Genomic DNA, 12,468 nt, shown 5'->3' on the forward strand with positions numbered 1-12,468 from the left:
CTTTACTGCTTGGTGTCGGGATGGTCTGAAGCTTCGCCAGCCGGGCGCGCCTCAAGGTGATCAGCACCAACTTGTGCCAGGAGTTCGTCGAGATCCTCGACCAGCGGTTTTTCACCTTGGTCGGTGTTCCAATCAAAAATCAGGTTGGAAATCGCCTGCAGGGCCAGAAGCGCCATGGTGATCAGGATAAGCGGCTTGAGCGTTGCTGGGATCGGCGGGTCAAATTTTGTGCCAAAACGCTCCCAGGTCATGAACTTGCGTACCGCCTCGTCATACCCGCCCCAAATCAGAGCCACGGCGAAAACCACGATGCAGAGGGTGGAAATGACGTCAAAGATACGACGCAACCAACGGGGGCAGAGATCGTAGAGGATGTAAATCCGAATGTGGCTGCGCTGTTGCATCGAGTAGAGGCCAGCAAACAAATAGGAAATTCCAGCAACCCAAAGCGAAGTTTCATTGACCCACATGGTCGCCCGGCCAAAAACGTAACGCATCACCACTTCGAAAAAGATGATCGCGACGATAAAGGCAGGAAGCCACATTGCGATCCGGCTGATGCCCCATGTGATCAGGTCCAAGGGGCCGGTTCTTTTATGCTCTACCATTTGCCCCTCCCCGACAAATCGCTGGCCATTTCGGCGTTTGGTGACGCGTTCCCGACCAGGCCGGAAACGCGCATGTCTTTAGAAACAGGAGATTATTCCTGAACCTTATTCCTGGATCAGGCCGATACGCTTCATGAAGGAAACGTGGCTGGCGACCATGGCTTTGCCCTCTTCGGTCTCACCGCCATAGACATCCCACTGCTTCTGAGCCGCCGCGCGGAAGGTGGCGCGATCTTCGGCGGACCAATTATAGGTGGTCACGTCCATGCTCGGCAGCTTGGCCAGTGCTTCGCCATTATCGACCAGGGTTTGCAGGATCAGATCCATGCCAACGTTCTGATAGGCGACTTCGATGATCTTGCGATGCCGTTCGCTCAGCCCGTCCCAGACATCGGTGCGACACGCCAAGTGATCCGCTGCCATCGAATGAAAGCCTGGGAAATTGGTGTGCTTGCCAATGTCATAGGTGCCAATGCGCAGGTTGTTGCCCAAGGTGGAGGCATCAGCCCCGTCGATGATCCCGGATTCAAGCGCGGTGATCACTTCGGAGAAGTCCATCACAATCGGCTTGGCCCCCAAAGATGCAAAGATGTCAGAGGCCATGCCCGGAGGCGCGCGGAACTTCCAGTTTTCCAAGTCAGCGACCCCAGCCAAGGGACGGGTCGATGTCAGCGATTCCTGCCCGCCGACATGCGCCCCGACAAAGGTCATGTTGTAATCGGCATATAGCTCGTTCACGGCCTCGCGACCGCCGCCCATTTCGACCCAGGCCTGATATTGCAGCGGGCTGTCATAGCCGCCCATCGTGTCGGATACGAATTGGAATGCCTTGTTCTTGCCCGCCTGATAGCTGCCATTGGTCATATCGCAATCAAGAATGCTGTTCACTGCAGCATCGAAGGTTTCCGCAGATGGCACGACCGACGAAGAATAGAACATTTCGATTTGCAGATCGCCCCCGGACATCAGGTTCACGGCATCCACAAACTCCTGGATCGCACCACCATAGGACGAAGATTGCCCCTGATGCGTTTGAATCCTCAGAGTGGTTTGCGCGCTTGCGGCCCCGGCGAGCAGTGCGGTCACCGCCACGCCGGCGGCAAGTGTTTTGGTCACGGTCTTGAGCATATTGGTCCTCCCTGGTGCTCCTGTTGGCGGGACGTCCCCCGTCATTCAGAACTGGTATGATGAGTATATCACCATCCCAATATGTCAAGCACCTTTGAACCTCGCCACCGATAGAACGGGCCCCAAAAGCGCTCTGACCCTGAAAAACAGCCATTTCCCAAGGAGTAAGAAACCGAAAAGGCGGTCGCACATTTCCGTGCGCCGCCCTTTGCGTGATTGAAGGATGATCGAAATCAGCTCGAATCGAGCTCTCTGACCACCGCTAAGTGAGCGTATTCGTATAAAGCGGATCGGACCGGTCCAGATGCTCGCGCATCAAGGCCGCGGCAGAATCCGCGTCACCTGCCTCGAGGAAATCAACCAGTTTTTCATGCTCCATCAGGGTCGTGTTCTCTCGACCCGACCAATGCAGCAGAGGTTTGTAATATTCAAAAAGCCAGGTCAGCATGGCATGGGTCACCGCCTGCAAAAGCGGATTGCGCGTGGCATTGGCGATGGCCGTGTGAAAGGAAATGTCGGTCTCGATAAAACCCTTTTGGTTCTTGGTTTGCCGTCTTTGTACATCGACCAAATCACGGAGGGTGCGTATGTCGTCCTCGGTGCAATTGGCCGCCGCAACCCTTACCAAACCCGCCTCAAGTATCTTTCTAACCTGCTTGAGATGCTCAAGGTTTGACGGCTCAGCCGACAAAAGCAGTTTGGCAATGTCATCAACTTGATCCAAGGCGATATTGGCACTGAACTCATTCACTCGGGTGCGTTCCCCATGGGAAATGGTGATCACGCCCTTATTGGCAAGCATCTGCAATGCCTCGCGCACTGCCGGACGCCCGACACCGAACTTTTCCATCAGCTTGCGTTCAGAGGGGATAATGTCCCCCGGCTTGAGATCGCCGGACACTATCATTTCCCAAAGCCGATCAAACACCTGATCCGACAGTTTTTGCCGCGTGATTGGGGCCACGTCAAAGCCCGATGGCGTTGTTGGATTCTTGGCCATAGCGTCAGATGCCCCCTAAACAGCTCCCTTAACAGATAGCGAAGGTATACTGGTATGACAAGCTAACGTGACAATCCGCGGCAAGGCCATAGTGAACGAAGACTGAGACAAAAAGGAAACCTATCGGCCCGTCGTTGAACCTTACCGGTTTTCTTCCGCCGCCATCTTGCCCGCGACGCCACCGTTAGTTTTCAAGCTATACCAACGCTGGGCAGCTCCAAAAAGGAGACTGGCACCGGCAAATACGAGACTTGGGAACAAAAGAGCAATTGCCGCTGATAACATAGTTGGGCTTTGCGCATGACCAAAATAAAGACCTCCAACAATCGCAATGCTAAGAGAGATGCCGATTTGCTGTGATGTCTGTAACACCCCCGAAGCCGCACCCGCGTCTGCTCCTGCGACCTCAGACATTGCAGTAGACATCAAGGCCACATTGGACACCCCTATTCCCACCCCCACCAGTGAAAGCGGAAAAACCAAGTGCAAGGTTCTGATTTCATCCTGAAACGCTTGGAATAGGATCACCAATAGAGCAACCCCGGTGCATACTGCCAGCGAACCCAGTAATGGAAGTTTCCAGGGGGTTTTCGGAGTGAAACGCCCAGCCAAGTAAGCGCCTAGAGTGGCAAAGAGTGGATGGACTACCAATGTCGACGCGACTGAGCCTGGTGAAAACTGCGGACCTTGCTGCAGGGTTATCGCCAAAAGGAACGGAACACCCGCTATCCCGCTAAACGTCAACAAAACCATTGCAGCGCTGAAACAGAATACCTTAGACCGAAGCAACTCACGAGGTATGAGCGGCATCAGCCTCGGCGAACGTCCGCGCGCTTGGCATACAAGCATGTAAGAAATCAAACCGAGGCTGATCAGGATCATCGCCAAGAGCCAAATCGGCCAGCCTAAGACGCGACCTTGTGCAACAGCAAAAACCACCCCTGCTATTGCACAAATGCTCAGTGCGCCCTGCCATACGTCCATGGTATGTTTGCGCACAAACTCATCTTTATCTAGACAAAGCAAAGCGACCAGAAAGGCGACGGCGCAGGCTGGTATGGATGGCAAAAAGACAAACCGCCACCCCAGCCCAAAGAGGTCTAGCTCAAGAAAAACACCACCAAAAACCGGGCCGGCAATTGCCCCCATGGCACTGATCATTCCAAAATACCCAAACGCGCGTCGACGCTGATCAGGAGGAAGGGTCACGTTGATAAGCGCGAGGATTTGCGGCATCAGGCATGCAGCGCCAATTCCCTGCAGGGTTCGAGCTGCAACTAGGATCGCCGACGTCGGTGAACACGCCGCCAAACAGGCGCCCATCGCAAACGCCGCGACGCCAACACAAAACAAGCGACGGCGACCGAGAGCATCCCCAAACCGCCCCATAGGCAGCAAAAACGCAGCCAGCGGTATGAGATAAGCCAACAGGACCCACTGTGCTTGCGAACCCGAAATTGCGAAATCCTGCGCAATATTCGGGAGGGCCAGGTTGACCATGGTCACGTCCAGCATGGCAACAAAGGCAGCGAGCAAAAGCGCCCAGACCGCGCCCCATCGGCGTGCCCCAGTGGACACAAGGTTGGTACCTTGATGCGGCATAGTAATTCTCCAACTGCGCAGATTCGTTACTATTAAAGTCACATGAAAACGCCTGTCAATCTCTCGTGAATGCGTTTGTCACGAAAGCGTGATTGGGTTAACAAGCCGATATGAGAACAGACACGCGCCTTCCCAGGGTTTTACACATCTTGCTTCATCTGGATGAGATCAAGGATCCGGTTACATCCGAACGCATGGGTGAGATGTTTGGCATGGATGCTTCGCTGGTGCGACGCATGATGGGCGGGCTGCGCAATCAAGGATTGGTGACATCCATCAAAGGCCATGGGGGCGGCTGGCAATTGTTGCGCCCCACATCCGAGATCAGTTTGATGGATGTCTACGTCGCCCTTGGCTCACCAACCGTCTTTGCAATTGGTGCCCCCGAACCGTCATCACCTTGCCTTTTGGAACATGCTGCCACAGGCGCAACACGCGCGGCCATGAATGCTGCCAAACGTCTTTTTGAACAGGAGCTCAGAAATGTTTCTGTTTCTGACCTTGCTGCGGCTGCGAAAATTGGCGGGTAGACGCCCACCAAAGCGGCTATGCCCGTTTCGATTTCTTTTCACGCAACGCCAAAAGCAAGGCGTGAAAGGTATCCCCTTGGATGGCAACGTGATCTTTGACCGCCTGGGCCGCCGTTTGGGACTCCGCCGCGCCCAGCGCATCCAGAATGACCCGATGTTCGGCCATGGATTGCTGCAAACGCCCTCTTAGCCGAAGCTGAATGCGTCGAAAGGGGCGCAACCGTTTTTGCAGGCGCAGGGCCTCTTTTTCCAGAAACCCATTGCCGGATTGCCGATAGATGATCTGATGGAACCGCTCATTGGCTAAATAATAGGCATCCGCCTGCCCGGCATCAATGGCCTCTTGGCAACGCTGATTGGCTTCCTCCAATTCGCCCAAGGCCTCATCGGATATGCGTTGCGCCGCCAATTCACAGCATGTCGCTTCTAGCACCGACATGACTTCGAACATCTCACTTAACTCAATAGGGCCCGGTTCGCGGACAAAGGCACCGCGACGCGGAACGAGCTCAACAAGACCCGTTTGAGAAAGCCGCTGAAAGGCCTCTCGAAGCGGCGTTCGCGACACGTTGAGTTTTTCGGCCAGTTGAACCTCGCTCAACCGTTCTCCGTCTTCGAAATCGCCATCAAAGATCATCTCTTCGATGTTTTCTGCGATCCTCTCTGAAAGCCTTTGATCCATGAAAAGAAACCTAAAATCGGCCCTTCCAAAAATCAATAGCGCATTTATTGTATACAATATAGTTGACGCTTAAAACATTCCAGCCATACTGCATACAAGAATCATTATCCTGGGTGGCTCGCCACATGTTCGTCACTGACGACATCTTCATTCGGCACAACTCTCGAAAACCTGCGGTGCGAACTGGCAGCGACCTGCCTGTGCTGCCGACACCGTGCCAAGACCAAGCGTCCCCCCAGCACGTTACCCAAACCGCGCCATCAAGAGCGCGGAACACGTAAACACTTGAAATTCAACAGAGAGGAAGACTTATGAAACTCCCTAATCTATTGGCAGCATCCGCAATTGCGCTGTCCGCTGGCGCCATGTCCGCCCAGGCAGACAAGGCGGATGACACGCTGCGTTTGGCATTCACCAAAGAGCTTGAAACCGTCGACATCTACTTCAACAGCGCCCGCGAAGGCATCTTGCTGGCCCGCGCGATCTGGGACGGTTTGCTGTATCGCGACCCGGTGACAGGCGAGTACAAGGGCAACCTTGCGACCGAGTGGAAATGGATCGACGACGTCACATTGGAACTCAAACTGCGCGAAGGCGTGACCTTCCATAATGGTGAACCGTTCAACGCCGATGACGTTGTTTATACGGTTAATTACGTTGCCAACCCCGATAATGGCATCGTGGTTCAACGCAATGTCAGCTGGATGGACCGCGCCGAGAAGGTGGATGATTACACCGTCCGCATCATCCTGGACGCCCCGTTCCCCCCGGCCGAGGAATTTCTTGCCGGGCCTGTGGTGATGTATCCCAACGAGTATTACGCCGAAGTTGGTCCTGCAGGCATGGCGCTGAACCCGATCGGCACAGGCCCTTACAAGGTCTCAAGCGTTGATCCCGGTCTGCATTATGAATTGGAAGCCTTTGACGGCTATCATGGCGATCCGCGCAATGCCGCCAGTATCGGCAAGATCGACATTCGCACCATCCCGGATTTCAACACGCAGATCGCTGAGTTCTTCAACGGTCAGTTGGATTTCCTCTGGAACGTGCCCGCTGATCAGGCCGAGAAACTGGATGCGATGGGCAAGTATCAGGTCGAAAACGCCGAGGCGATCCGTATTGGCTTTATCTCGATGGATGCGTCCGGTCGCGCTGATGCAGATGGCCCGATGACCAATCCTTTGGTGCGCAAGGCAGTGGCACATGCCATCGACCGTCAGGCCATCGTTGACGCACTTGTCAAAGGGTCGTCCGAAGTGGTGCATTCCGCCTGCGCAAAGATCCAGTTCGCTTGTGAACAGGACGTCGCCCAGTACGAATACAACCCGGAAAAAGCCAAGGCCTTGCTGGCCGAAGCCGGGTATCCTGATGGTTTCGAAATCGACTTCCACGCCTATCGCAACCGCCCATATGCCGAGGCGATGATGGGTTTCCTGGATGAGGTCGGAATCAAGACAAATCTGGTGTACCTGAAATACTCTGCCCTGCGCGATGCCCGCTCTAAGGGCGAAGTGCCCTTTACCTTCCAAACCTGGGGTTCCTATTCGCTTGCTGATGCTTCCGCGATTGTCGGTGAACACTTTACCGGCGGTATGCTGGATGATGCCAAGGATGCCGAGGTGACAGCTTGGGTGAACGAGGCGGATTCCACCACCGATAAGGACAAGCGCATCGGCCTTTATTCGAAAGCGTTGAAAAAGATCGCTGACGAAGCCTACTGGCTGCCGCTTTGGAGCTACAACGTGAACTACGTGATGTCTCAGGAGGTTAGCTATGCGCCGACCAATGACGAGATCGTCCGGTTCTTTGACTTCTCCTGGAAGTAACCCACTCCCCTGTGGGCCGACCTGGCCCGCAGGGACCTCTACCTCACGGAGAACGACATGTTTCGCTTTATTCTAAAGCGTCTCGGGCTTGCGGTTTTGGTCGCATTTACCGTTTCAGCAATCAGCTTTGCTTTGCTTTTCCTGGCAGGCGACCCTGCAACCGCAATTGCCGGTGAAAACGCCGCCAGCGAAGACATCGCAATCATCAATGCGCAATATGGCTTTGATCGCCCTTTGATCGTGCAATACTTGGATTGGCTGAGCAAAGCCGTGACCGGTGATCTCGGCCAGTCCTGGTATTTCAAACTGCCGGTGTCCCAGATTATTGGCGATCGTCTGCCCACCACCATGACACTTGGTCTCTGCGCCATTTCCTTTGCGCTGATCCTGTCGATCCCCATGGGTGTCGCCGCCGCCGCGCGCCCGAATTCGATCATCGACCGCTTTGCGCTTTTCATCGCTGTTGTCGGCCAGGCGATCCCGTCCTTTTGGTTCGGCTTGCTGTTGGTCGTGTTCTTTTCGATCCAATTGGGGCTGGTTCCGGCCTCGGGTAGTGGCACATGGCGTCACTTTATCCTGCCGACCGTGGTCCTGGGCTATTACGCAACCCCGGCCATCATGCGCCTGACCCGGGCCGGCATGATCGAGGTTCTTTCCGCGGATTACATTCGCACCGCCCGCGCCAAAGGACTGCCAACCCGCAAAATCATGTTCAAACATGCCCTGCGCAACGCAATCATCCCGGTGGTCAGCCTGGCGGCTGTGCAGATGGGGTTCATGCTGGGCGGGTCCATCGTGGTGGAGTCGGTGTTTGCGCTTCACGGCGCGGGTTTCCTGGCCTGGGAGTCGATCTCGCGTAATGATCTGCCCACAATGCAGGCGCTGATCCTGATCTTCTCCATGTTCTACATCACATTCACTTTCCTCGCCGACGTCCTGAACGCTTGGCTGGATCCCCGCCTGCGGGTCGGGTGACGGGAGGCCGCTATGACTGATACCAGCTCGACAAATATTCCCATTTCCCCGCGTCAGGCGATGATCCGCCGCGCCCTGCGCCACAAGGGGTTGATCTTTGGCACAGTGGTGATGGCAGTGGTGATCCTGATTGCCATTTTTGCCCCGCTACTGACCGAATACGACCCCTACAAACAAAACCTGCTGACCCGGATGAAGCCGCCGGTCTTGTTGGGAGGAGACCCGGATCACTGGCTGGGCACCGACGCATTGGGGCGTGATTACTGGGCCCGGCTGGCCTATGGCGCGCGGGTATCGTTGACCATTGGCATTGTTGCCGCCGTGATTTCCGCCACCATCGGCTGCACGTTGGGGATTTTGGCCGGGTATTTTGGCGGGCGCGTCGATGCGGTTGTGACCTTTTTGATCAACGTCCGCCTTGCGATGCCGGTCGTACTGGTGGCGCTGGCTGTTGTCGCCTTGCTCGGCGGTTCGCTAATCGTCGTGATTTCTGTCCTAGGCCTTTTGCTTTGGGATCGTTTTGCCGTAGTCCTGCGGTCGGCCACAATGCAGGTGCGTTCTTTGGAATACATTGCTGCCGCCGAAGTGCTTGGGGCCTCCCTGCCCCGCATTCTGGTCAAGGACATTCTGCCAAATGTCATGAACCACCTGATCGTCATTTTCACCCTGGAAATGGCCCATGCCATCATCCTCGAGGCGGCGCTCAGCTTTCTTGGATTGGGCGTGCAACCTCCGACCCCGTCCTGGGGGCTAATGATTTCAGAAGGCAAAGAGATGCTTTTGTTTGAAAGCTGGCTGATCACCATTCCCGGTGTTGCCCTCTTCTTCCTTGTTTTGGCGATCAACATGATGGGTGACGGCATTCGCGATGTCACCGCACCAGAGGGGCGCAACTGATGTCCGATCCTATTCTCTCAATCCGCAACCTCACTGTCGATCTGCCCAAAGGCGGCGACCGCCAATATGCGGTGGAACAGCTGTCGCTTGAGGTCGCTCCGCGCGAGATCGTCTGCATCGTTGGCGAAAGTGGTTCGGGCAAATCCATTACCTCTTTTGCGACGATGGGCCTATTGCCCAAGGTGCTTACCCCATCAACTGGCGAAATTCGTTTCGGGGGCCAGGATCTGTTGGCGCTGCCCGCATCGGAACATGCCAAACTGCGCGGTTCGCAGATGGCAATGGTGTTTCAGGAGCCGATGTCGGCGCTGAACCCCTGTTACACTGTCGGCACGCAAATCGAAGAGATGTTTGAAACGCATACGGAGCTTGCGAAATCCGAGCGCAAGGCACGGGTGATGAAACTGCTGGAAGAGGTCCACCTGCCCGACCCGGCCCGTGTCTATGCCAGTTATCCGCATCAATTGTCGGGGGGGCAACGGCAGCGGATCGTCATCGCGATGGCACTGGCACTCGACCCTAAGCTGCTGATCGCGGATGAGCCGACAACCGCGCTGGACCTCTCAACGCAAGCGCAAATCCTGCACCTGTTCAAAGAGCTGCGCGAACATCACGATGCCGGGATCATGTTTGTCACCCATGACTTTGACGTTGTTGCGGAAATTGCCGACCGGGTTATCGTGATGCAACATGGTCGCATCGTCGAGGAAGGCAGTGCCGAAGAGGTCCTGAACCGGCCCAAGCACCCTTATACCCGCCTGCTGATCGACGCCGTGCCACGCCGATCACGAGATGCGCGCGGGGCCCCGGCCGAGGATGTTCTGCTTTCGGTCAATGCGTTGAACAAAATCTATCACATCCCCGGAAATATGTTCAAACAGGCGCGCGACGTTCATGCCTGCAAGGATATCAACTTTTCGGTGCGCAAGGGGGAAACCCTTGGGATCGTGGGCGAAAGTGGCTCTGGCAAGTCGACCCTGGTCAAATGCCTGATCCGCCTCGAAGACCCCAATAGCGGTGAGGTTTTGATCAACGGCACCGATCTGGCCAGTTGTTCGCGCAAAGAGTTGCATCCCTATCGCAAGATGATCCAGATCGTGTTTCAGGACCCTTATGGCTCGCTCAACCCACGCCGCACAATTGGCGATCAATTGATCGAAGGTCCGGTAAATTTCGGCGCAGATCGCGCGAAATCCATGGAGCGGGCCAAGGAGTTGATGCGCATCGTCCGCCTCGATCCGGATGCGTTGAACCGTTATCCCAATCAGTTTTCCGGCGGTCAGCGGCAAAGGATCTGCATTGCGCGAGCCTTGATGGTTGAACCAAAGGTTTTGATCGCCGATGAGGCAGTCTCGGCCCTGGATGTTTCGGTGCAAAAAGAGGTGCTCAAGCTGCTCAACGAAATCCGTGACACGCTGGGTCTCACCGTGTTGTTCATCACCCATGATCTGCGCGTTGCGGCGCAGGTCTGTGACAATCTAATTGTGATGCAAAAAGGCGAGATCGTTGAGCGCGGCAATGTCGAACAGGTGTTCGGCGCGCCTTCCAGCGATTACACCAAGATGTTGCTGGACGCACAGCCGGGCAAAGATTGGGACGTCCCCGATATCTCCACCCTTCCGCCTGTTGCCGTATGAGCGGATCGTTTTCAGTCAGCCAAACCACCCGCAAACCGGGGGTTGTGGCACATAAGGGCGGCGTCGTCGCCGCCCAACATGTCGAGGCGGCGCGCATTGGAGCCGACATTCTTGCTGCGGGTGGCGATGCGGTCGATGCTGCAACAGCGGTCAGTTTTGCGCTTGGCGTGCTGGAACCCTGGATGTCGGGGCCAGCTGGTGGCGGTGCCATGGTGCTGTGGCGCGCCGATGAGGAAAAAGCCCATGCGCTGACCTATGGCATGCGCTCCTCTGCGTCTTTGGATTTGGATCACTACCCGTTGGCCACAGAAGGCAAGGCCAGCGATCTTTTCCCATGGGACGCGGTGGAAGGGGATCGCAACCTGCTTGGCGCGACGGCAATTGCCGTGCCTGGCACCGTTGCCGGAATTGCCCAAGCCCATCAGCGCTTTGGCAAAATCGAATGGGCCGAACTGCTGGGCCCGGCCATATCGGCGGCTCGGCTTGGTCTGCATGTGGATTGGTATGCCGCGCTGATTATTGCCTCATCCGCGCGCGATTTGGCTCAGGACCCGGACGCAGCAGCCCTGTTTCTGGATGAGGGAACCTGGCCCAAGGGAACCGGTTGGACCGCGCTGCATAAATCGCGGTTGGATCAATCGGCCATGGCTGATTGCCTGAGCCATCTGGCCCAGGCCGGGGCGCAGGATTTCTATCGCGGCGATATCGCAAATAGTCTGGTCAAGGACGTTACCGCGAAAGGCGGTTTTTTGACCCATACTGATCTGGCCGACTATGCGCCGATCTGGTCAGAGCCGCTGGCCATTCCCTTTCGCGACGGCGTGGTTCACGCTGTACCCGGCCTGACCGCTGGGCCAACACTGGCTGACGCTTTGGAAGCTTGGCAAAGACAATACCCGCCCGAGGACAGCGCAAAACCTGCCGGGTTTGTGGCGCGCGCGCAAGCCATCCAAGCCGCCTATCAAAAGCGTTTCGCGACCATGGGCGATCATGAAAGCAACAAAGCGCCGGGTTGCACGACCCATTTCTCGGTCGTCGACAGGCAGGGCAATATGGTCTCGATGACGCAGACATTGCTGTCGATCTTTGGGTCCAAGGTTGTCTCCCCTTCAACCGGGCTACTTATGAATAACGGCATCATGTGGTTTGACCCGGCTCAGGGGCATCCGAACTCTCTTGCTCCAGATAAATCCTGCCTGATGAATGTCTGCCCGGTGATCGCGGAAAGCGGCGCGCGGCGCTACGCAATCGGGGCCTCCGGGGGGCGCAAGATCATGCCCGCCGTGGCGCAACTCCTTGCACATATGTCCGAGCGGAACATGACCATACAAGACGCAATCGAGGCCCCGCGGTTCGACGCCTCTGACGGTGCAACCCTTGTCGCGGATGAGCGCCTGATTGGTCCGGTCACCGATGCCCTCAACGCCGCGATCCCAACCAAAACCGCCCAAAGCCTGCCCTTCCCCTATGCCTTTGCCTGCCCGGCGGGCGTGGCACGAGAAAGCGGGTTGAATTCCGGCACGACCGAGACATTCTCACCTTGGGGGGACGCCGTGGCAGAACCCGAAACATCAGAGACCTGA

The 12,468-nt window shown here is 56.2% G+C and carries 11 protein-coding genes; 6 read left to right on the forward strand and 5 right to left on the reverse strand.

Annotated features, from left to right (window positions below; translation table 11 throughout):
• Positions 1 to 2: 2 nt before the first annotated feature.
• From CLV87_RS00230 to CLV87_RS00245, 4 genes are all read right to left on the reverse strand, one after another.
• On the reverse strand, positions 3 to 608 hold the full coding sequence (locus CLV87_RS00230; RefSeq protein ID WP_099244431.1) for a TRAP transporter small permease subunit: 606 nt from the start codon (positions 606 to 608) through the stop codon (positions 3 to 5).
• 105 nt (positions 609 to 713) lie between these two features.
• Positions 714 to 1,736, reverse strand: a complete 1,023-nt coding sequence (locus CLV87_RS00235; protein WP_099244429.1) for a TRAP transporter substrate-binding protein — start codon at positions 1,734 to 1,736, stop codon at positions 714 to 716.
• Between the two features lie 262 nt (positions 1,737 to 1,998).
• On the reverse strand, positions 1,999 to 2,736 hold the full coding sequence (gene nanR / locus CLV87_RS00240) for a transcriptional regulator NanR (RefSeq protein WP_099244427.1): 738 nt from the start codon (positions 2,734 to 2,736) through the stop codon (positions 1,999 to 2,001).
• Positions 2,737 to 2,877: 141 nt separating this feature from the next.
• Positions 2,878 to 4,338, reverse strand: coding sequence for an MFS transporter (locus tag CLV87_RS00245; protein WP_099244425.1), 1,461 nt, complete (start codon positions 4,336 to 4,338; stop codon positions 2,878 to 2,880).
• 110 nt (positions 4,339 to 4,448) lie between these two features.
• Here CLV87_RS00245 and CLV87_RS00250 point away from each other — a divergent pair, with 110 nt between their 5' ends.
• Complete coding sequence (locus tag CLV87_RS00250; protein ID WP_099244423.1) at positions 4,449 to 4,868, forward strand: Rrf2 family transcriptional regulator; 420 nt, start codon at positions 4,449 to 4,451, stop codon at positions 4,866 to 4,868.
• Between the two features lie 16 nt (positions 4,869 to 4,884).
• Here the strand turns inward: CLV87_RS00250 and CLV87_RS00255 are convergent, their stop codons facing one another.
• Positions 4,885 to 5,550, reverse strand: a complete 666-nt coding sequence (locus CLV87_RS00255; protein ID WP_099244421.1) for a GntR family transcriptional regulator — start codon at positions 5,548 to 5,550, stop codon at positions 4,885 to 4,887.
• 311 nt (positions 5,551 to 5,861) lie between these two features.
• On the opposite strand from CLV87_RS00255, the gene CLV87_RS00260 reads away from it, so the two are divergent.
• Genes CLV87_RS00260 through CLV87_RS00280 form a run of 5 tightly spaced genes read left to right on the forward strand, consistent with a single transcriptional unit; the run spans position 5,862 to position 12,468 of the window.
• A complete protein-coding gene (locus tag CLV87_RS00260) occupies positions 5,862 to 7,376 on the forward strand; it encodes an ABC transporter substrate-binding protein (protein WP_099244419.1) in 1,515 nt (504 codons plus the stop codon).
• Between the two features lie 57 nt (positions 7,377 to 7,433).
• The gene (locus CLV87_RS00265; protein ID WP_099244417.1) at positions 7,434 to 8,351 is read left to right on the forward strand and encodes an ABC transporter permease; all 918 of its coding nucleotides are present in this window, start codon (positions 7,434 to 7,436) and stop codon (positions 8,349 to 8,351) included.
• A gap of 12 nt (positions 8,352 to 8,363) precedes the next feature.
• The gene (locus CLV87_RS00270) at positions 8,364 to 9,248 is read left to right on the forward strand and encodes an ABC transporter permease (RefSeq protein WP_099244415.1); all 885 of its coding nucleotides are present in this window, start codon (positions 8,364 to 8,366) and stop codon (positions 9,246 to 9,248) included.
• Positions 9,248 to 10,885, forward strand: coding sequence for an ABC transporter ATP-binding protein (locus tag CLV87_RS00275; RefSeq protein WP_099244413.1), 1,638 nt, complete (start codon positions 9,248 to 9,250; stop codon positions 10,883 to 10,885). The genes CLV87_RS00270 and CLV87_RS00275 overlap by 1 nt, the downstream gene beginning before the upstream one ends.
• Complete coding sequence (locus CLV87_RS00280) at positions 10,882 to 12,468, forward strand: gamma-glutamyltransferase (RefSeq protein ID WP_099244411.1); 1,587 nt, start codon at positions 10,882 to 10,884, stop codon at positions 12,466 to 12,468. Before CLV87_RS00275 ends, CLV87_RS00280 begins: the two co-directional genes overlap by 4 nt.

The organism is Pelagimonas phthalicica (genome assembly GCF_004364805.1).
Taxonomy (GTDB): Bacteria; Pseudomonadota; Alphaproteobacteria; order Rhodobacterales; family Rhodobacteraceae; genus Pelagimonas; species Pelagimonas phthalicica.